This is a genomic window from Acinetobacter junii CIP 64.5 (assembly GCF_000368765.1).
GTDB classification, from domain to species: domain Bacteria; phylum Pseudomonadota; class Gammaproteobacteria; order Pseudomonadales; family Moraxellaceae; genus Acinetobacter; species Acinetobacter junii.
This window is the reverse complement of record NZ_KB849655.1, coordinates 276,523-297,843: the sequence shown is the minus strand read 5'-3', so window position 1 is coordinate 297,843 and position 21,321 is coordinate 276,523. Positions and strand designations below refer to the sequence as shown.

The window sequence follows — 21,321 nt, the reverse complement described above, 5'->3', positions numbered from 1 at the left end:
AACTATTTCACTATTTGATAAATTTATTAACTAAACTTTACAACGGATTAACAAATGAAAAAATTATTACTTTCAGGTTTTTTTACATTGGCATTAGTTGGTTGTGCTTCAACACCTGAGCAATCTCAAAATGTAGCTCAAGAAACGATCCGTTATTCAACAAGCCCATGTTTTGGTGCATGTCCAATTTATTCATTTGAAGTTTCACCTAATGGAACAGTTCATTTCGAGGGTAAACAGTACACTAAAGTGACGGGTACACGCGATCTTCAAGTAGATCCTTCTGTGTATAAGAAATTACAAAGTGAATTAAAAACTTATCGTCCAGAAACTGGTTCTAATGTAAAAACAACAGGTTGTGTGCAAACTGCAACAGATAAACCTAGTTCTTATTTTTGGTGGAAACAAGCAGATGGTACTACAACACGTTTGAGTCATTACACTGGTTGTATTTCACCTGCAAACGATGAATTAAACAAATTAATTGATAAGTTACCTACATTAATAGGAATTGAAAAACTGGTATAAGTGTTGTCTGATAACAAGCGCATACCGCTTGTAGAAATTTCTTAGATTGTAAAAAACTAGCTGTCGTATAACTGTATACGGCAGCTTAGATAGAAAACTATAGAGAATTAGTCTGTAAACACCATATAAAATTAATAAATTAAAATTAGCTCAAACTTGAGAATCGCTTGATTAAAAACTTTATGTTTTAGTTAACAACCTAGCCATTATTTATGCTAATAATAGTTGAACTAGAAAATACGATATCAAATTTTCTGAGCATTATTACTTAGTTTTTTAACTTTAGATAACATTAACTTGGCTCTAACGGTTGTTTAAATTAAAAGGACGAGGTTTTAAAGTGTAAAATAGAGCAGAGCATTGAAGTTTTTTCCAATGGTCAAAAAATATTTTTTGTTAAAAATTAAATGAGATAAATTATCCAATTAAATCAGATGTTTAATTTAAAGCACATAGAAAATGCTTGAAAAAAGGTACAAAAAGATTTGTATAGTTTTTGAATAATTACTTCATTAAATATACAAAATAATATATTATAAAAACATATAATGTTTTAAAGAGTAAAACAATGTCTAGCATTATTTTAGCTTTGATTGGCGGTGCTATCCTTGGAATTGCAGTAGTGGGCTATTTGTATGTAAATGGTCGTATTGCGGGGATTAGTGGCTTGCTTGCGCAGGTTTTACAACCTAAATCACTTTTGAATAATCCTGCATTTTGGTTCTTGTCTGGCTTATTCATCATTCCTTTCATATACCAATTATTTGTTGAACCTGAGATTGTGATTAAATCCTCACCAATTGGATTAATCATTGCTGGAATCTTGGTAGGTTTTGGCACGCGATTAGGTTCGGGATGTACTAGTGGTCATGGTATCTGTGGTATGAGTCGCTTATCAGTGCGTTCGATCGTTGCAACGGTCACATTTATGCTAGCTGGAATCGTGACTGTATTCGTTATTCGCCATATTTTAGGAGTTGCGATATGAAAAATGTATTTGCGTTCATATTTGGCGGATTATTTGCACTAGGACTAATGGTCTCAGGTATGTCAAATCCTGAAAAAGTTTTAGGATTTTTAGACATTTTTGGTGAGTGGGATATTAGCCTAATGTTTGTGATGATTGGGGCTATTGCGATTGCCATCATTCCATTCCAAAAAGCGATCCGAAATCCAAAAACATTATTCGGTGAAGTAATTTCATTACCCACTAATAAGCAGATCGATAAAAAATTGATCGTTGGTTCGATGCTGTTCGGTATAGGTTGGGGGATAGCTGGTGTATGTCCTGCACCTGCAATTACTCTGATTGGGTTAGGCTATGCTGAAGCATGGTATTTTATCGGAGCAATGTTCCTCGGTATCTTTATTCATCGCATATGGGCAGAACGATAAGTAGGAGAGATTAGATGCAACATCCTAAAGTCAAAGCATTTTTTGATGAAAATACAAATACATTTAGTTATGTGGTGACTGATCCAGAAACTAAAGTATGTGCCGTAATTGACAGTGTTCTAGATTATGATGCTGCATCTGCTACTACATCAACTCATAGTGCAGATCAAATTATTGATTTCGTAAAGACTCATCAGTTAAAGGTTGAGTGGATACTAGAAACACATGTCCATGCAGATCATTTAACTGCATCTCAGTATCTCAAAGAACATTTGGGTGGAAAGACTGCGATGAGTGAAAAGATCGGTATTGTGCAAGAAACATTTAGCTCAATATACAATCTTGATGTGAAAATGTTTAATTCACACCAAACCTTTGATTATCTCTTTAAAGATGATGAGCATTTTAAGATTGGTCATCTAGATGCTTATAATATTCCAACGCCTGGACACACGCCAGCGTGCTTGAGTTATGTCATTGGTGATTCTGTCTTTGTTGGTGATACTTTATTCATGCCAGATTATGGTACGGCGAGATGTGATTTTCCTAAAGGAAGTGCGGATATACTTTTTGATTCTGTTCAAAAGTTATATGAACTACCTGATGATACGCGTGTTTATCTATGCCATGATTATAAGCCTGAAGGTAGAAATGAGTATTTCTATGAGACAACAATTGCTGCACAGAAACAAAGTAATATTCATTTGAAATCTGATACCGATCGACAAGATTTTGTAAAGATGCGTCAGGCACGTGATGCGACTTTGGCGATGCCAAAGTTGATTCTGCCATCTATACAAATCAATATGGATGCAGGTCGTTTTCCAGAACCAGAAAGTAATGGTGTGCGGTATTTAAAGTTACCATTCAATTTTTTTAAACGCTGATTAAAAACTGATAAAAAAGGAAGATACACGTTATCTTCTTTTTTTATTTTCTATTAGAAATGTGAAAGCTATTTTGATACAGAATAATTGATTAAACTGTTTTAAATTTTTCATGTTTTTAGATTTTAATGACTATTTTTGAAATTGAAACACATCCACTGAAGCCATTCTTACCATATAATGCTAAGTTGCTAATGTTGGGAAGTTTTCCTCCTCCTCAAAACAGATGGAAGATGAATTTTTACTATCCAAATTATCAAAATGACATGTGGCGAATATTCGGATTGATATTTTTCAAAGATAAAAACTATTTTCTTGATTTATCAAACAAAAACTTTAAAGAACAAAAAATTCATGAATTTTTGATAGAAATTGGTGTAGGAATATTCGATACCGCATTTCGAATTAAAAGATTACATGGTAATGCATCTGATAAATTTCTAGAAATAGTCACGCCTACAGATTTGTCAGAATTACTCATCCAAATTCCTGCATGTCACACCATTATGACGACTGGTGATAAAGCGACAGATACACTGATGCAGCATTTTCCTGAGAACCCCATTAACCGATGATTGGACAATCTGTGCAAGTAAACTATATGGAGCGAGAGTTAAGTTTATATCGTTTACCTTCATCGTCACGTGCTTATCCTTTAGCTCTAGATAAGAAGGCAGAAGCATATAAGCTATTTTTTGAAGAAATTGGCTTGGTTTAGTTAAATACAGAGTGGACTGCCACCACTCTCCTAGACAAATTTCGTCTATTCTTTTTGCATAGGAGAGAACATTATGAGTGGACAACGATACACCCCAGAATTTAAAGATGAAGCTGTTAAATTGATTACCGAACGTGGATATTCTGTCACTGATGTGGCTGAACGTTTAGGTGTATCACAGCACAGCATTTATAAATGGCTAAAGGCCGTACAGCCTTTACGCAACAACCCTGATGAACATGAACTACTCGAAGCAAAGAAAGAGATCCTTCGTCTTAAAAGTCAGCTTAAGCAAACTGAAGAAGAGCGAGATATCTTAAAAAAGGCCGCAAGGTACTTTGCAAGCCTGCCCGAGTAAAGTATCAGTTTATCCTTGAGTACAGCCATCAATTTAAGATTAAAACGATGTGTCGGGTTCTTAAGATTGCTCGTGCTGGCTATTACGCCTGGCTACATGAACCCGAATCAGGCAGAACAATTGAAGACAAACGGTTATTACAACTGATCCGCTCTTCTTATGATGCCAGTTATGGCATCTATGGTTATCGTCGCATCACGCTGGATCTTAAAGAGCTAGGTGAAAGCTGTGGCCCCAATCGTGTGCTGAAGATCATGAAGAACAATGGCATTGCCGCTGTTCGAGGATATAAAAAGCATAAAAGTTATGGTTGTGACCGTCCTCCGATTGTGCCACCAAATCACTTAAATCGAGAGTTCGCTGTGAGCACCCCTGATACTTCCTGGGTGACTGATATTACCTACATCCGTACTTGGCAAGGCTGGTTATATCTGGCTGTGGTTCTCGATTTATATTCAAGGAAAGTCATCGGTTGGTCAATGAAACCTACGCTTGCCAAGGATATCGTTTTGGATGCACTTTTAATGGCGGTATGGCGACGCAGACCCAATGAACCTGTGATCATACACTCAGACCAAGGTTCACAATACAGTAGCGGAGACTGGCAGAAATTCTGTCAAAAGCATAATTTAGTTCCGAGTATGAGTCGTCGTGGAAACTGTTGGGACAATGCTGTTGCTGAATCCTTTTTTAGTAGTTTAAAGAAGGAAAGAATTAAAAAGAGGATCTATAAAACACGAGAAATGGCCCGTGCGGATGTGTTTGATTATATCGAGATGTTTTACAATCGAATCAGGCGTCATTCGCATCTCGATGGGATGAGCCCAGAAGCATTTGAGACAGCTTCAAAATGAGGCGGTCTCATGTCTAGGATACTGGGAGCAGTCCAATCAATGCTACATAATGAAGCCTCTCAAAATTTCAAAAAAACCTAATATAGATGCTCTAACGATCAGGACTTTTGTTCTGCTCAAAGCTAATTGCTGACAATAATCAAATTCATAGCTTCAATTTCTCAAATTGCAAAATCCAAGAAAAACTTTGCTCTAAAACTAAGCTTAAGCTCTTAAATAAAATCGCATCTTGCTGAATTGTGGCGCAAGTGCATTAAAACAAAGCCTTTTTAGCACCATTAGTTAATCTACAAGTTTAAAATTTCATGGTGAATAAGGTAATTAATTGAATTTTATGTAAAAATAAACTGGCACACTTTCTGCATCTATTTATCCAAACTTGTATACAAGATGGGATTCATAAAATGCATGAGATAAAAACTTTAGGTTGGACAATTTCAGAGTGGCAAACAGCTTATTCAAAAAATGAAATCCAACTTGATACTTTAAAATATTTAGTTGCATCAATTGATCCTCAAGATAATGCGTGGATTTCAATTGCGACCGTAGAACAGATTGAACAGCAAATTCAATTTCTCAATGAATTAACTAAAGAAGCTGAGAGTTTAGCAAAACAATTTCCACTCTACGGCGTTCCGTTTGCAGTTAAAGATAATATTGATGTTGCAGGGTTTGTAACTACCGCAGCTTGTAAGGCATTAAATACAATTGCAGTACAAGATGCTGAAACAGTGCGTTTGTTAAAACAAGCGGGAGCGATTGTAATTGGTAAAACCAACCTTGATCAGTTTGCAACGGGTTTGGTGGGAACGCGTTCACCTTTTGGTGCAGTACCAAACAGTTTTAAACCTGAATATGTCAGTGGTGGCTCAAGTTCTGGTTCAGCAAGTGTGGTTGCTCGTGGATTTGTCCCATTTGCATTAGGCACTGATACCGCAGGTTCTGGTCGAGTGCCAGCGGCATTTAATAATATTGTTGGGCTAAAACCAACCAAAGGGCGGTTTTCAAATCGTGGTTTATTGCCTGCTTGTAAAAGTCTAGATTGTATTTCGATCTTTGCCTTAACCGTTGTAGATGCAGACTTGGTTGCAAATGTTTTAGAAGCATATGATCCATTGGACAGCTATTCACGTAAGCATCCAAAGAATGTTCCAGCACATTTCTCTAGCAAATTAAAATTTGCCATTCCAGAAAAACTAAATTTCTTTGGGGATGAGCAATCAGAAAAAGCATTTCAGCATACTGTCCAACTCCTTGAATCATTAAATGCTGAAATCACTAAAATTGATTTTGCAGATTTTGAGCAACTGGCGGTGCAACTATATCAAGGTTCATGGGTGGCAGAGCGTACCGCAGCCGTTGAATATTTACTGAAAACCAATCCTGATGCATTTGATCCAACGGTATTAGAAATTATTAAAAACGGCGAAAAATATTCAGCGGTGGATGCCTACAATGCAGAATATTTAAAACAAGATTTAGCTCGTAAAATCCAACAAAGATTAGCTGATTTTGATGCCTTAATTGTTCCAACCGCACCTACAATTTATTCCATTGAGCAGCTTGAACAAAATCCGATTGAATATAACGCTCATTTAGGAACCTACACTAACTTTACCAACTTGGCAGATTTGAGTGCTTTAGCTTTACCAGCAGGATTTAGGGCTGACCATTTACCATTTGGGATCACTCTAATTGCACCAGCTTGGCATGATGCAGCATTAGTTCATTTTGGCAAAGCTTGGCAAAACTATCTTGCACTGAAATTAGGGGCATTGGATAAAGCTCTGCCTTTAAGTTCTTCTACACCTATTTCACAACATCATATTCGCGTTGCAGTCGTCGGTGCTCATTTGACAGGTATGCCGCTAAATTTTCAGCTCACCACACGTGATGCCGTACATATCGAAACCACAACGACCTCTAAAAACTATGCGCTTTATGCTTTGAATGGCACCGTTCCACCGAAACCCGGCTTAGCACGTCAGCAAGATGGTCAAAGCATAATTGTTGAATTGTGGGATGTCCCAACTGCTCGATTTGGTGAATTTGTGGCTGAAATTCCGACACCTTTAGGCATGGGTAATGTCGAGTTAGAAGATGGACGTTGGGTGAAAGGATTTATCTGTGAGCCTTATGGCATAGATGATGCAGAGAATATTAGTCATTTTGGTGGATGGAGAGCCTATATCCAGCATCGTAACAGCCAAGCAGCAAACACAGCGAATTAATTGGGGGGAAATCATCATGTTTAAAACTGTACTTATTGCAAACCGTGGTGAAATTGCTGTTCGAGCGATTCGCACACTTAAAAAATTAGGTATAACCAGTGTTGCTGTGTATTCGGATAGTGATCGTTATGCGCAACATGTCGAAGATGCTGATATTGCGATTGGATTAGATGGTTTAAAACCAGCCGATACTTATTTGAGTATTGAAAAATTAATTCAGGCAGCTAAACAAACTGGTGCTGAGGCAATCTTTCCTGGTTATGGCTTTCTTTCTGAAAGTGCTGATTTTGCTCGTGCTTGCGAAGAAAATAATATTGCTTTCATGGGACCAACGGCAGAGCAAATTCTAGAATTTGGTTTAAAACACCGTGCTCGTGAATTGGCTGCTGCTGCCAATGTACCAATGACACCAGGAACTGGATTGTTGGATAGCTTAGAAGAAGCTCTTACGGCGGCAGATCGTATTGGCTATCCAATTATGCTGAAAAGTACTGCTGGCGGTGGTGGTATTGGTTTGACCCGTTGTGATACACCACAAGCCTTGACCGATGCTTACGAAAGTGTCAAACGCTTGGGAGAACAATTCTTTAAAGACGCTGGCGTATTTATTGAATGCTTTATTGATAAAGCGCGTCATGTTGAAGTACAAATTTTTGGTGATGGAAAAGGGCAAGTTGTTGCATTCGGTGAGCGTGATTGCTCTTTGCAACGTCGTAACCAGAAAGTGGTAGAGGAAACGCCTGCGGCAAATTTACCTGAAGCGACACGTAAAAAACTACATCAAGCAGCGATAGAACTCGGGAAATCGGTGAATTACCGCAGCGCTGGAACAGTGGAGTTTATTTACGATGCCAACCGTGACGAGTTCTATTTCCTTGAAGTGAATACTCGCCTACAAGTGGAGCATCCAGTGACGGAAATGGTCACTGGCTTGGATTTAATTGAATGCATGCTCAAAGTGGCTGCTGGTGATGAACTTGATTGGACATATCTCAACAATATTCAACCACAAGGTGCAGCGATTGAGGTTCGTGTTTATGCTGAAGATCCTGTGAAAAATTTCCAACCAAGTCCAGGTGTACTGACAGAGGTTGCATTTCCAGAGGGGATTCGGGTTGATACTTGGGTAAAAACGGGCACAGAGATTTCTCAATACTTCGATCCAATGATTGCCAAGATTATTGTGCATGCTGATGACCGTGCTAGTGCTATTGAAAAATTAAAACATGTATTGGCTGAAACACGCTTGAACGGTATTAGTACAAACTTGGATTATGCCCGTGCGATTATTTCCGATCAGCGTTTTGATGATATGCAAATCTGGACAAGAATGTTGGATGATTTCAACTACACGCCAAACGTAATTGAAGTGATTCAAGCAGGAACGTTGAGTTCAATTCAAGATTATCCGGGTCGTACGGGCTATTGGGATATAGGTGTACCGCCATCAGGTCCAATGGATGACTATGCATTTCAGCTTGCCAATCGTATTGTTGGAAATGATGCTAAAGCCGCAGGTTTCGAGTTTACCTTAGTTGGACCAACATTAAAGTTTCACACAAATACGATTATTGCTTTGGCGGGAGCAAGCTGTACTGCGTTGTTAGATGATCAGGAAATTGATTTTTGGAAGCCTGTAGAAGTTAAAGCAGGACAAATTCTAAAAATCGGTCAAGTTGAATCAGGTTGCCGTACATATTTAGCGGTTCGAAATGGTTTGGATGTCCCTGTATATTTAGGCAGTCGTTCTACTTTTGCGCTGGGTAATTTTGGTGGTTATGCAGGTCGTACCTTGCGTGTCGGCGATATGATTAAAATGGTTGATCCAGCATTTGCGAGCACAGAGTTGCCACTTGCTCATGATGAACCTCAAGCATTGTCGGTTGAATTGATTCCTGAATATAGTAATGAATGGGAAATTGCGGTGTTATATGGCCCGCACGGCGCACCAGATTTCTTTAAACCTGAATATGTAGAAGAGTTTTTTGCCTCAGAGTGGACCGTACACTTTAACTCAAATCGTTTAGGTGTTCGTTTATCAGGACCAACACCAAGCTGGGCACGAGAAAATGGTGGTGAAGCTGGTTTACATCCATCAAATGTACATGACTGTGAATATGCGATTGGCGCAATTAACTTCACAGGTGATTTCCCTGTGATTCTGGCAAAAGATGGTCCAAGTTTAGGCGGTTTCGTTTGTCCTGTGACGATTGCCAAAGCAGAACTTTGGAAAGTGGGACAACTCAAAGCCGATGATAAAATTCGCTTTTATCCTATTAGTGTAGAACAAGCCAATGAACTTGAACGTCAGCAAATTGAAAATATCCAAAACTTTGCGGAAGCAAGTAAAGTTGTAGAAACGATTGAGCCAATTCAAGAAGTTGTCAGTACGATTCTGGCACAACGTGAACCAACGGAATTGTCGCCAAAAACAGTGTATCGCCAAGCAGGTGATAGTTATATTCTCTTAGAATACGGCGAAAATGTTTTAGATTTAGCTTTACGTTTACGAGTGCATCAACTTATTCAAATGATTCGTGATGCAAAAATTGCAGGCGTATTGGAACTGTCACCGGGTGTTCGTTCACTACAGATTAAATACGATGGCTTAGTAATTCCACAATCACAATTGATTGCTCAATTACTTCAACTCGAAAAAGAGATGGGTGATTTGAGCCAATTAAAAATCCCATCTCGTATCGTACATTTGCCGATGGCATTTGAAGACAGTGCGACTTTAGGAGCTGTAGAACGTTATCAAGAAAGTGTTTGCTCTAAAGCAGCGTGGTTGCCAAATAACGTTGATTTTATCCAACGCATTAATGGCTTGGCAGATCGAAATGAAGTTAAAGATATTATTTTTGATGCGAACTATTTAATTCTTGGCTTGGGTGATGTGTATTTAACAGCACCTTGTGCCGTACCGATTGACCCACGCCATCGTTTACTCAGTTCTAAATATAATCCAGCACGTACCTTTACCGCAGAAGGAACGGTTGGGATTGGTGGTATGTACATGTGTATCTACGGTATGGATTCACCGGGCGGCTATCAATTGATTGGGCGTACTTTACCAATTTGGAACAAGTTTAAGAAAAACAAACAATTTGGTGATAAACAATGGTTCTTACAATTCTTCGATCAAATTAAATATTTTGAGGTTACAGAAGAAGAACTCAATCGATGGCGTGCTGACTTTGAAAATGGTCGTGCTGAGATCAAGATTGAAGAAACAGAATTCGATTATGCAGATTATGTAAAATTCTTAGAGAATGAAGCTGAAAGTATTGCCGAGTTTAAAGCTAAGCAACAACAAGCATTCGCAACTGAAGTGGATCGCTGGAAAGAGGAGTTTGCAGCTCAACCTGAAGAACAGATTCAAGAAAATAACCATGCTGATTACAGTCATTTAGCATCATTAAATGCATCGATGACAGGTAATATCTGGAAAATCTTTGTTGAACATGGTCAAGAGGTTAAAAAAGGTGAAACTGTTGCTATTATTGAAGCAATGAAAATGGAACTTCCGGTTTATGCAGAAGAAGATGGCATTGTAAAAGCTATTATTTGTAGAGCAGGGCAAACCGTACATAGTGGTGAACCACTGGTTTATATGGAATAAGGCAATGTTGCATGAAAGAAACCAAAATAAAAACAACAAAAAGCTCAGACAATTTGTCTGAGCTGGTTTACCAACGCATCAAGAATGATATCTTTGATTTCAAACTGATGCCAGGTGAACGTTTCACTGAATCCGAAGTTGCAAAAGCTTATGATGTAAGTCGTACCCCAATCCGACAAGCGCTATATCGTTTGCAACAAGAGGGATATGTTGATGTGAGTTTTCGTAGCGGTTGGCAAATCCGACCGCTCAATTTTCGTTATTATGAAGAACTTTATGATGTGCGGATCGTATTAGAAAAAGATTCCATTCGTAAACTTTGCCAGATGGATCATCAAAACTCGGTTGAATTATCCGTTCTAAAAGATTTATGGTTGATTGAACCTCATCAATATCTAAAAGACATTAAACAATTGTCACAACAAGATGAGGATTTCCATTGCGCTTTAGTTCGTGCCTCTGGAAATAATGAAATGGCGAGAATTCATCGTGATTTGAGCGAGCGAATCCGTATTATTCGTCGTTTAGACTTCTCTAAAGATTATCGCGTTGAAGCGACTTATCAGGAGCATCAGAAAATACTGGGTTATATTTTTAATCGTAAAGTAGATGAAGCCATTCAAGCGATTGAAGCACATATTATGCAAAGTCGTGATGAAGTGAAAAAAATTACTTTACAGATGTTGGATTCAAGTCAGTTTTATTAAGATTAGAGTATGATGAGCAATAAGGATTTTTATGGATAACTGGCATTATGCCGTTGTAGCTTCAATTGTGACTATACTTGGAATGAGTTTAATTTTATTTCTCAAACTTTTTAAACTATGGAAGGCTTCCTTAAGTATTTTTTTTATTTCTAGTATAGGGTTTTGTATCATTGGAGGATTAGGTAGGAAATCTGAAAATCATGGCTTTGATGGTGCGTGGGGAAAACATGGTATATTGATGGAGTTTATGAATCTAGAAATAATTATGGTTAGTTTAGGTGTGGGTGCTTTCATAACACTATTATTTTTCTTAGCTATTGTTTTTTCTGATAATAAATAATATTTAGTTTTTGCTAGCTCTTTTTTATAAATCTATATCACATGTTTAAATGAACTTCACAAAACTCTATTTTCTATGCCTAATCCTGCATAAAACTAACATCTTTCCTGAATTTTCTATTTAATAATAAAGATCAAATTTAGAATCATCAGATGACACATGATGAATAACCAAATACTTAGCTCACTGTTTTTAAAACTTGTTGCTAAAGAAGGCTTCTTTGCTACGGCAATAGATGGCATCACTTTGATGCGTGTAGATCACAACACACCACCATTAGCCGTATTGCAAGAACCGACCTTAGTTTTTTGTTTTACAAGGCAGTAAACGTGGTTATATCGGAACTGAAACCTATGCATTTCAGCAAGGCGAATGCCTTATCGTCTCCGTGTCTATGCCATTTGATTGTGATACGGTAGCGAGTCCTGAATTGCCTATGATTGCAGTCAGCATGAAACTAGAGGCGGATACGGTAAATGAGTTGTTGGCAAAAACATATTTTGAAGATGAGCAATTTAAACCCCTCACCACAGGCATGAGTGTAATTCAATATGATCAAACCATTTCGAATGTATTGATACGACTATTAAAAACTTTAGGTTCAGAACAAGACTGCTTGATTTTAGGTGAACAAATTAAACGATAGTTATTGTATCGAGTGATTCAACATTCGGGTGCTGATGCTTTAACAGGATTAGTAGTTCAAGGCAATTTACGACAGATTTATAAGATTTGTGAATATATTCAACATCATTTCACAGAGAAATTAACAGTGGAAATGCTTGCTGAGCAAGCCAATATGAGTATTTCTGCGTTTCATAAAGCATTCAAACAAGTCACATTACATTCACCTTTGCAGTATCTCAAAGTTACGCGGTTGCATAAGGCAAAACAAATGTTGCAAAACGAAAACCAAAGCGTTGCTCAAGCAGCTTATGCTGTTGGTTATCAAAGCTCATCTCAATTTAGTCGAGAGTTTAAAAAGCAGTTTGGTTTTTCTCCTAATCAAACTGAAGTAAATATACATAAGGAATGAGTAAATCATGAATCAAAATAGTAGCGAACAAATGAAATATATCGAAATTACTCAAGCTGGCGGTCCTGAAGTTCTAAAAGTTGTACAAGGTAAGAAACCTGAGATTAAAGAAGATGAAGTATTAATTGAAGTCTATGCCACAGGCATCAATCGCCCTGATATTTTGCAACGACAAGGGTTGTATCCGATGCCGAAAGGTGTAACGCAGATTCCAGGATTGGAAGTTGCTGGGATCATTTCACAAATTGGTTCAAAAGTAGAAAAATTTAAAGTCGGTGATAAGGTCTGTGCGCTGACCAACGGTGGAGGGTATGCAGAATACTGTGCTGTTCCAGCAAATCAAACTTTAGCGATTCCAAAAAATCTGAGCTTTGTTGAGGCGGCAGCTATTCCAGAAACTTATTTCACAGTATGGGCAAATCTATTTCAGATCGGACAGTTAAAAAAGAATGAAACCGTGTTAATTCATGGAGGAGCTAGTGGAATTGGTTCTACAGCGTTGAGCTTATGTCATGCGATGGGTATTCAAACTTTTTCCACAGTGGGAAGTGAAGAAAAAGTAGAAAAATTAAGCTCAATTTCGACGGTTATTAATTACAAGACACAAAATTTTGAACAAGAAATCTTATCACTCACAGATCAGCAAGGTGTAGATGTGATCTTAGATATTATCGGTGCTGCTTACTTTAATCAGAATCTGAGATTGCTAAAAAGAGATGGGCGACTGGTAATTATCGGATTTATGGGCGGTCGAAAAGTAGATGGCTTTGATATTCAAGAACTCATGCTCAAACGCGCTGTGGTGACTGGTTCTACGATGCGTGCTCGAACCAATGATGAAAAAGCAAAAATTACCCAAGAATTGGAGCAGTTTGTTTGGCCACTAATCGAAACAGGTCAATGTAAACCGATTATTTATAAGACTTTTACTTTTGAAGAGGTTGCAGCAGCACACCAATGTTTGGAAAGCAGTGAACATATTGGAAAAGTGGTACTCGAAATTAAATCGTAATTTTGCCTAATCGTATTCAATCTATGCCTATTTATACATCAAGCTTGAGAATGATCACTTGGAAAAGCAATATGTAAATCAAACATATCCTACGAGGAATTTAAACATGACAACAAATACAGATGATCGTAACCCAACTCCAGATCTAGCTGAAGATAATACTTTTTTTCCATCACCTTATTCTCTAAGTCAGTATACGGCTCCTAAAACTGACTATGACGGAACTACATACCCAAATCCATATCAAGGTGATAAAAAGATCCTCATGATTGCAACGGATGAACGCTATATTCTGATGCAAAATGAGAAATTCTTTTCTACAGGAAATCATCCAGTAGAAATGTTGTTACCGATGTTCCATTTAGACAATGCTGGTTTTGCCTTTGATGTTGCAACACTTTCAGGTAATCCAGTAAAACTTGAAATGTGGGCAATGCCAAAAGAAGAGAAAGTGGTTTTGGATACCTATCACAAGTACGAAAAACAACTTAAATCACCACTAAAATTGGCAGATATTTTAGATCAGGCTTTAAGCAGTGACTCACCTTATGCTGGTATTTTTATACCAGGTGGGCATGGGGTTTTAGCTAAAATTCCTGAGAGTAAAGAAGTTAAGGCTTTATTAAAATGGGCAGTGGATAATGACAAATATGTTATTACATTATGTCATGGTCCAGCTTCATTATTGGCAGCCGCAGTTGATGAAAGCCCAAATGATTATATTTTTAAAGGCTATCAAGTCTGTGTTTTCCCTGATTCATTAGATAAAGGTGCCAATATCGATATTGGATATATGCCTGGACAATTGCCGTGGCTCGTCGGCGAAAATCTTGAAAAGCTTGGTGTGGAAATTCTAAATAAGGGAATCACAGGGCAAGTTCATCAAGATCGAAAACTGTTAACGGGTGATAGTCCCTTAGCCTCTAATAATTTGGGGAAACTTGCTGCTGAAACTTTATTAGCTGATCCAAGCCTTAACGCATAAGCTATTTTATAAGTTCAAAGCCCAATTCAATATTGGGCTTTTTCTTGAGCAAAATTTAAAATTTGTAAGCTAGCTGACAAATCTACTCCGTAATATTGATTATGTTAGGAAAGTAGCAATAGAAAAACAGTAGTTAGAGTTGATCAATGAAAATATGTATTTATGGTGCAGGTAGTATTGGATGCTATCTTGGCGGTAGACTCATTGCTGCTGGCTATGACATAAATTTTATTGTTCGTCCTAAAATTCAGCAAGCACTTCAAACTTATGGTTTAACTGTTTCAGATTACACAGGATTTAAGCAAACTATTTCTGTAAATCAATTACAAATGAGCATTGATCACAATGTAGCAGCTCATGCTGATATTGTCTTTGTTTGCGTAAAATCAACATCTACTGAACAAGTAGCCCTTGAATTAAAAGATATTCTAAAGAAAAAGACCATTATTATTAGTTTTCAAAATGGCTTAAGTAATGTGGGAATTCTAAAAAGAATTTTAACAGACCACATTATACTCGAAGGAATGGTACCTTTTAATGTCGCAGCTCTGGGGAATGGTCGTTTCCACCAAGGAACTGATGGGGCTTTGTATGTAAAAAACCATGAGCAATTAGCTGAACTCGTACTTGCGTTTCAAAAAGCGCAGTTAGAGATTCAGTTAGAACAAGATATGCAAGCTGTGCAATGGGCAAAATTATTATTGAACTTAAATAATTCAATCAATGCGCTATCCCGACTTCCACTGAAACAAGAATTATCTATTCGAGAATATCGTCAGTGTTTGGCACTTGCTCAATTAGAAACATTGAATCTATTAAAAATAGTCAAAATCAAACCAGCTAAATTGACTCCAATTCCAGCACAATTTATTCCTAAAATTTTAAAACTACCCAATCCTATATTTAAGATTATCAGTAAAAAAATGCTCGCGATTGATCCACTTGCGCGTTCTTCGATGGCTGATGATTTAATGGTTGGAAGAAAAACTGAAATCGATTGGATTAATGGTGAGGTTGTTAATTTAGCAAGACAGTTGAATCTTACAGCACCAATTAACCAAAAATTAATTGAGCTAGTAAAACAGGCAGAATCAGAACCGAAAGTATGGTCTGGATCAAAACTTAAAGCACAGTTAACGCAATTGTGATTCGATTATGCATAAAAAAAGCGTATAGCACCTATACGCTTTTTTGATAAAAATCTTAGATTAGACTGTTTTTACAGCATCTTGAGGGGCAAATTTCGTAATTAATATGCCGAATATAGTCGCGAAGATATACATGAAAATGGAGTATACCGCGGCAGGCATTGCGATGGTGGTACTTGCCATAATCGTGAGTGCAATTGTCATGGCTAAAGTACTGTTATGAATCCCGATCTCAAATGCACATGCACGTGCTTGATATGAACTAATGCCTAACATTCGTGGCACGAAATATCCAACCATTAAACTAATTGCGCAGAATAGTGCGGTTGCTAAGCCAATCTGTCCCAAATAATCTACCAAGTTGCTTCGCTCTTTGATAATTGCGCCTAGAATGATAATCAGCAGAAAAACCACGGCAAAGATTCGTACAGGACGATTCAGTTTTTCAGCAACATGCGGTGCATAATGACGAATGATCATTCCGATGCATACAGGCACTAAAATAATCAGAAAAACTTGTAAAACCTTAGTAAATTGCAGACCGACTTGCTGCCCTTCATTCATAAAATACAGAATCGAGAAATTTACAATTAAGGGTAGGAACACCGCTGCGATAATAGCGTTAATTGCAGTTAAAGTAATATTAAGTGCGATGTCACCCTTATATAGATAGCTAAATAAATTGGCTGTCGTACCACCAGGTGATGCAGCCAATAGCATCAAACCGACCGCTAAAAGCGGTGGTAAAGCAAGTATTTTACAAATTAAAAACGCTATCCCTACTAATAAAATGAGTTGGCAGAACAATGCTATTAAAACAGCTTTAGGGTGTTTGCTGACTCGCGCAAAGTCTTTAAGTGTTAGTTCTAGCCCCATACCTGCCATAACGATGGCTAAGGCGATAGGTAAAAATATTGTGATCAATCCTGAATCCATAAACCGTGCTTTCCTAAATGAATTTTATTTTGATAAATAATTGATATCGTTTTTAAAAGTGACCATCATCGTGTACAAATCAAAGATGATCTAAGTTTCGATCTAGCACTTTAAACATATATTTATTTGAAAATCTGTCAACTACACGACAACTGATATTTTTATGTGAATTTCTAATAACTAAAAAGGCAAGTACAATTCGTGTACTTGCCTTTACTTTAAACTGACTTATCGAGATAAATAAGCTTTTTTAAATTTTAAAAGAAACCCGCTGGTTTAGTTGAGTAGCTCACCAATAGGTTCTTGGTTTGTTGGTAATGGTCTAACATCATGCGATGGTTTTCGCGACCAATACCTGATTTTTTGTAACCACCAAACGCTGCATGAGCAGGGTAAATGTGATAACAATTTGTCCATACACGACCTGCTTCTATTGCACGACCTGCACGGTATGAAGTGTGTGCAGAACGTGACCAAACTCCAGCTCCTAGGCCATAAATGGTTTCATTGGCAATTTTGATTGCTTCATCAAAATCTTTGAAAGTGGTCACTGACAATACAGGTCCAAAAATTTCTTCTTGGAAAATTTGCATACTGTTGTGTCCTTTGAACACCGTCGGTTCAATATAGAAACCTTCATCAACTTCTTGACGAGCACCACCACCTACAAGTACTTCAGCACCTTCCTCGCGACCTGTGCTGATACAACGTAGGATTTTCTCTTGCTGTTCTAAGGAAGCCTGAGCGCCAACCATGGTTTCAGTATCTAATGGATGACCCAACTTAATTCGTTTAACTCGCTCGATTGCTTTTTCTAAAAACTTATCTGCGATACTTTCTTGAATTAAGGCACGAGAAGGACAAGTACATACTTCACCTTGATTCAATGCAAACATTGCAAAGCCTTCTAGCGCTTTATCAAGATAATCATCATCTTTGTCCATCACATCTTCAAAGAAGACATTTGGTGATTTACCCCCAAGCTCCAAGGTGACTGGAATAATATTCTCAGTTGCATATTGCATGATGAGCTGACCGACTTGAGTAGAACCAGTAAATGCAATCTTCGCAATACGGGGACTAGTTGCTAATGGTCGACCCACTTCAGCACCAAAACCATTAACAACGTTGAGAACACCTGGTGGAAGTATGTCTTGGATAAGTTCTAAGACCAGTAAAATACCCACAGGTGTCTGTTCTGCTGGTTTTAAAACAATACAGTTACCCGCCGCGAGTGCTGGTGCGAGTTTCCAAGCCGCCATCAAAATCGGAAAGTTCCAAGGAATGATTTGACCTACAACGCCTAAAGGCTCGTGAAAGTGGTAGGCAATCGTATCTTCATCAATCTCTGAAATTCCGCCTTCTTGTGCACGAATACATCCAGCAAAATAGCGGAAGTGATCTATCGCTAACGGGATGTCCGCGGCTAAAGTTTCACGTACTGGTTTACCATTGTCCCAAGTTTCTGCAACTGCAAGAAACTCAAGGTTTTGTTCCATACGATCCGCTATTTTTAATAAAATATTTGAACGCGTTGTAGCAGAGCTTTTATTCCATTCAGCTTTTGCTTTATGTGCTGCATCGAGAGCAAGTTCAATGTCTTCAACTGAAGAACGAGGGATCTTTGTAAACACTTTGCCATCGACAGGTGAAACATTATCGAAGTATTCTCCTCTTACAGGAGCTACCCATTGACCGCCAATAAAGTTCTCATATTGAGATTTAAATTGGACTTTTGAACCAGGTTGGTTAGGATCGATGTAACGCATATATAAATTCCTTTGCTTATAATTGATTTAACGATCTACAGCTTTGGTATAAGGTACTTTTGTACGTTATTTCTTTAGGATATAAGTGCGAAGGTTGGAGAAAGGTTGGAAACCATGATCAAGTGTGAGGGATACACAAATGTTTACAAAACAAGAGTTATTGCAACATCGTTCGTCCGTTGATCAGCTAAAAAAACAAAGTAGTCTGTCGCCACAAAATGCTGAAAAACTTGGTCAAAGTATTGCGAGTTCATGGCAGCGATCTGTTTCGTCCTCGATTCCTAAAGAACGCTTAGCTGCACCACTATTAAGTCAAAATAAAAAGAACAAAAGCAGTTTGGACCTAGCACTTGAAACCTGTTCCGATGAACTAAGTCATATTGCAGAACAATCCTCAATGGTTATCGCGGTAGGTGACGTTGGAAGTACGATTATTTGGACTGCTTCTAGTAATCAAATGCAAAGTGCAGCTGAAAAAGTGCATTTTATTGCAGGTGGGCAGTGGGCTGAAGATATGGTCGGAACCAATGCTCTAGCACTTTCTTTAAAAACTCAACAATCAAGTTGTGTGTTCTCAAATGAACATTACATGGAGTCTATTCATGATTGGGTGTGCTATGCAGCACCAATTTTAGACCCGTATTCAAAACAGGTATTAGGTGTCGTTGATTTATCTACGACATGGAAAAAACACAATACACTCGGTGTATTAGCTGCTGAACGATGTGCATCTATTATTCAAACTGCTTTAATCGAACAACAGCGCCAACGTTTATATATTCGTGCCTTTGCCACGCCTCAAATTATTTTTAACCATAAATCATTGGTATTAACTCCAAGACAGGTCGAGATATTAGTCATTTTAGCCTTATGTCCAAATGGCTTGAATTTAGAAAATTTACATCAAGCATTATATGGTGAGCGTAAGGTGAGTATCGGTACGCTCAAAGCAGAAATGTCTCAACTACGGGATATTTTAGGTGGTATGTTGGGTTCTCGCCCATATCGTCTACTGGCTGATGTTGAAGCTGATTTTCTGTCAGCAGAGCAGGCTTTAGATGCAGGTTATGTCGCGTCTGCACTTCAATTATATAAAGGTGTTTTCCTCGCTAAAACTGAAAGTCCATTTTTATGTGCATGGCGTGATTGTCTTGAGTCTCGTTTAAGTGATGCGATTTTCAAAACTAAAGAAACAGACCTACTCCTTAAACATGTGGCCCATTTCCCAGAAGCAATCGATGCTGTAGAACGTCTAATGGAATTGTTCCCGAGCGAACATCCTGCACGTTTATCTTTGAGTAAGTTTAAAGACGTATATTGATTGAATATTTGAGATTAGAATTATCTAGCGTTAATTAAAAAATGAAATTTGCTTTGCCTGAAAAAGAACTCGATATTCTGTAGAAAGATCAAAAAATTAAATAAATCATTGTTTACTTTGAATTTTAATTTATATAAAAAAAGTGGGAATATAACCATTTTAATATTCCCACAAAAAAGTAAGCCAAGTCTCGGAGTTCTGGCTTACTTTTGAGAGGAAAGCTTTATAAAGCAGCTTTAAAAATTTCTACAACTTGAGCATGTGTTGCTTTACGTGGGTTGGTCAGCATACATGCATCTTTTTGAGCATTTTCAGCCATTATTGCCAAGTCCTCAGTTTTTACACCAAGTTCGGTTAATCCTGATGGGATGCCAATTGATGATGAGAGTTCACGAATTGCATCAATTGCGGCAAATGCAGCTTCTGTTTCAGTGAAACCTTCAACATTAACGCCCATTAATTCTGCAATTTTTGCATAACGATCTTGGCAAGCGATTAAATTAAATTCGCAAACATGTGGTAAAAGCACCGCATTACATACGCCATGAGGAAGATTGTAGAACCCACCAAGCTGATGTGCCATTGCATGGACATAACCTAGAGATGCATTATTAAATGCCATACCCGCTAGATATTGTGCATAGCTCATTGCATCGCGTGCTTCGATATTTTCACCATTGGCTACAGCAGGGCGTAACCATTGACTGATCATAGTAATGGCTTTCTCAGCACAGGCATCTGTAATTGGATTTGCAGCAGTAGAGACATAAGCTTCGACGGCATGAGTTAATGCATCCATTCCTGTAGCTGCCGTTAAACCTGCAGGTTTTGCAACCATAAGCTTAGGGTCATCAATTGCAATCAGAGGTGTACAACGCCAGTCTACTATTGCCATTTTGACATGAGTATCCGTGTTGGTAATGATGCAGAAACGCGTCATTTCTGAGGCTGTACCTGCTGTAGTATTGATTGCAATCAAGGGAGTCATCGGAACTGTACTTTTATCAATTCCTTCATAATCACGAATATGTCCGCCGCCAGCAGTTACAAGACCAATCCCTTTTGCACAATCGTGTGATGAACCACCACCTAATGAAACGATAAAATCACATCCATTGTCGTTGTAGGCTTTAACACCGTTGTGAACATTAATATCTGTTGGGTTAGGCTCTGCACCTGGAAAGATGTGGCTATCTACACCAGCTTCTTTCAAATATCCTGAAATAGTATCTGCTACACCAAATTTAAATAGACCTTCGTCTGTAACGATTAATGCTTTTTTTGCACCGAGATTTTGTGCTTTCGTCCCAATCTCTTTTGCACAGCCTGGACCAAAGAGAGAAACGCAAGGGATATAAAAACCGTTTGTTTGATCTGCAATATTTTTAAAAGCCATGGAGTGATTCCTTCTTCCATTTTCCATTGTTTGTTATTCAGGTGATTTACACCTAGAACTTAGTATGGAGTGCTTAAA

Annotated in this window: 16 protein-coding genes and 2 pseudogenes; 15 read left to right on the top strand and 3 right to left on the bottom strand. The window is 37.9% G+C overall.

The annotated features are described in order from the left end of the window. The first annotated feature begins 54 nt into the window (after nt 1–54). From F948_RS07115 to F948_RS07045, 14 genes and pseudogenes are all read left to right on the top strand, one after another. Nucleotides 55–528 (top strand): DUF6438 domain-containing protein, encoded by a 474-nt coding sequence (locus F948_RS07115; protein WP_004962023.1) that lies wholly within the window; start codon nt 55–57, stop codon nt 526–528. Between the two features lie 568 nt (nt 529–1,096). After that, entirely contained in the window at nt 1,097–1,516 is a 420-nt protein-coding gene (locus F948_RS07110; RefSeq protein WP_004954238.1) for a YeeE/YedE family protein, read from the top strand. Continuing rightward, nucleotides 1,513–1,923: a DUF6691 family protein gene (locus tag F948_RS07105; protein ID WP_004911272.1), complete on the top strand. Its 411-nt coding sequence runs from the start codon at nt 1,513–1,515 to the stop codon at nt 1,921–1,923. The genes F948_RS07110 and F948_RS07105 overlap by 4 nt, the downstream gene beginning before the upstream one ends. A gap of 14 nt (nt 1,924–1,937) precedes the next feature. Next, nucleotides 1,938–2,810, top strand: a complete 873-nt coding sequence (locus tag F948_RS07100; RefSeq protein WP_004962018.1) for an MBL fold metallo-hydrolase — start codon at nt 1,938–1,940, stop codon at nt 2,808–2,810. Between the two features lie 128 nt (nt 2,811–2,938). Next, nucleotides 2,939–3,528: pseudogene (locus tag F948_RS07095) on the top strand (uracil-DNA glycosylase family protein). 73 nt (nt 3,529–3,601) lie between these two features. Next, nucleotides 3,602–4,740 (top strand): IS3 family transposase gene (locus F948_RS07085; protein ID WP_155118015.1). Its coding sequence is split into 2 segments (ribosomal slippage): nt 3,602–3,860 and nt 3,860–4,740, totalling 1,140 coding nucleotides; the frame shifts between segments, so codons are not numbered across the junction. 404 nt (nt 4,741–5,144) lie between these two features. Further along, nucleotides 5,145–6,971 (top strand): allophanate hydrolase, encoded by a 1,827-nt coding sequence (gene atzF / locus F948_RS07080; RefSeq protein ID WP_004962009.1) that lies wholly within the window; start codon nt 5,145–5,147, stop codon nt 6,969–6,971. A 16-nt stretch (nt 6,972–6,987) separates the two neighbouring features. After that, nucleotides 6,988–10,593: an urea carboxylase gene (gene uca, locus F948_RS07075; RefSeq protein ID WP_004962006.1), complete on the top strand. Its 3,606-nt coding sequence runs from the start codon at nt 6,988–6,990 to the stop codon at nt 10,591–10,593. Nucleotides 10,594–10,604: 11 nt separating this feature from the next. After that, entirely contained in the window at nt 10,605–11,300 is a 696-nt protein-coding gene (locus F948_RS07070; RefSeq protein ID WP_004639207.1) for a GntR family transcriptional regulator, read from the top strand. Nucleotides 11,301–11,331: 31 nt separating this feature from the next. Further along, complete coding sequence (locus tag F948_RS07065) at nt 11,332–11,640, top strand: hypothetical protein (protein WP_004962001.1); 309 nt, start codon at nt 11,332–11,334, stop codon at nt 11,638–11,640. Between the two features lie 159 nt (nt 11,641–11,799). Next, nucleotides 11,800–12,676: pseudogene (locus F948_RS07060) on the top strand (AraC family transcriptional regulator). A gap of 7 nt (nt 12,677–12,683) precedes the next feature. Further along, a complete protein-coding gene (locus tag F948_RS07055) occupies nt 12,684–13,688 on the top strand; it encodes an NAD(P)H-quinone oxidoreductase (RefSeq protein WP_004961992.1) in 1,005 nt (334 codons plus the stop codon). Nucleotides 13,689–13,794: 106 nt separating this feature from the next. Further along, on the top strand, nt 13,795–14,673 hold the full coding sequence (hchA, locus tag F948_RS07050; protein WP_004961988.1) for a glyoxalase III HchA: 879 nt from the start codon (nt 13,795–13,797) through the stop codon (nt 14,671–14,673). A 146-nt stretch (nt 14,674–14,819) separates the two neighbouring features. After that, nucleotides 14,820–15,821, top strand: a complete 1,002-nt coding sequence (locus F948_RS07045) for a 2-dehydropantoate 2-reductase (protein ID WP_004961986.1) — start codon at nt 14,820–14,822, stop codon at nt 15,819–15,821. A gap of 60 nt (nt 15,822–15,881) precedes the next feature. On the opposite strand, the gene F948_RS07040 is transcribed toward F948_RS07045, so the two are convergent. Together F948_RS07040 and exaC are read right to left on the bottom strand one after the other, a co-directional pair. Beyond that, nucleotides 15,882–16,757, bottom strand: a complete 876-nt coding sequence (locus F948_RS07040) for a bile acid:sodium symporter family protein (RefSeq protein WP_004961983.1) — start codon at nt 16,755–16,757, stop codon at nt 15,882–15,884. Nucleotides 16,758–17,014: 257 nt separating this feature from the next. Continuing rightward, the gene (gene exaC / locus F948_RS07035; RefSeq protein ID WP_004961979.1) at nt 17,015–18,526 is read right to left on the bottom strand and encodes an acetaldehyde dehydrogenase ExaC; all 1,512 of its coding nucleotides are present in this window, start codon (nt 18,524–18,526) and stop codon (nt 17,015–17,017) included. A gap of 139 nt (nt 18,527–18,665) precedes the next feature. Between exaC and F948_RS07030 the strand changes: the two genes are divergently transcribed. Next, a complete protein-coding gene (locus F948_RS07030) occupies nt 18,666–19,847 on the top strand; it encodes a hypothetical protein (protein WP_004911210.1) in 1,182 nt (393 codons plus the stop codon). 223 nt (nt 19,848–20,070) lie between these two features. Here the strand turns inward: F948_RS07030 and mdh are convergent, their stop codons facing one another. Beyond that, nucleotides 20,071–21,243 carry an iron-dependent methanol dehydrogenase gene (mdh, locus tag F948_RS07025; protein WP_004911209.1) on the bottom strand — a complete coding sequence of 391 codons (1,173 nt, stop codon included), beginning with the start codon at nt 21,241–21,243 and terminating at the stop codon, nt 20,071–20,073. Nucleotides 21,244–21,321: the final 78 nt, after the last annotated feature.

Coding starts and splice junctions, on each gene's coding strand:
- F948_RS07115 (WP_004962023.1), top strand. CDS start 55: ATGAAAAAATTATTACTTTCAGGTTTTTTTACATTGGCATTAGTTGGT.
- F948_RS07110 (WP_004954238.1), top strand. CDS start 1,097: ATGTCTAGCATTATTTTAGCTTTGATTGGCGGTGCTATCCTTGGAATT.
- F948_RS07105 (WP_004911272.1), top strand. CDS start 1,513: ATGAAAAATGTATTTGCGTTCATATTTGGCGGATTATTTGCACTAGGA.
- F948_RS07100 (WP_004962018.1), top strand. CDS start 1,938: ATGCAACATCCTAAAGTCAAAGCATTTTTTGATGAAAATACAAATACA.
- atzF (WP_004962009.1), top strand. CDS start 5,145: ATGCATGAGATAAAAACTTTAGGTTGGACAATTTCAGAGTGGCAAACA.
- uca (WP_004962006.1), top strand. CDS start 6,988: ATGTTTAAAACTGTACTTATTGCAAACCGTGGTGAAATTGCTGTTCGA.
- F948_RS07070 (WP_004639207.1), top strand. CDS start 10,605: ATGAAAGAAACCAAAATAAAAACAACAAAAAGCTCAGACAATTTGTCT.
- F948_RS07065 (WP_004962001.1), top strand. CDS start 11,332: ATGGATAACTGGCATTATGCCGTTGTAGCTTCAATTGTGACTATACTT.
- F948_RS07055 (WP_004961992.1), top strand. CDS start 12,684: ATGAATCAAAATAGTAGCGAACAAATGAAATATATCGAAATTACTCAA.
- hchA (WP_004961988.1), top strand. CDS start 13,795: ATGACAACAAATACAGATGATCGTAACCCAACTCCAGATCTAGCTGAA.
- F948_RS07045 (WP_004961986.1), top strand. CDS start 14,820: ATGAAAATATGTATTTATGGTGCAGGTAGTATTGGATGCTATCTTGGC.
- F948_RS07040 (WP_004961983.1), bottom strand. CDS start 16,757: ATGGATTCAGGATTGATCACAATATTTTTACCTATCGCCTTAGCCATC.
- exaC (WP_004961979.1), bottom strand. CDS start 18,526: ATGCGTTACATCGATCCTAACCAACCTGGTTCAAAAGTCCAATTTAAA.
- F948_RS07030 (WP_004911210.1), top strand. CDS start 18,666: ATGTTTACAAAACAAGAGTTATTGCAACATCGTTCGTCCGTTGATCAG.
- mdh (WP_004911209.1), bottom strand. CDS start 21,243: ATGGCTTTTAAAAATATTGCAGATCAAACAAACGGTTTTTATATCCCT.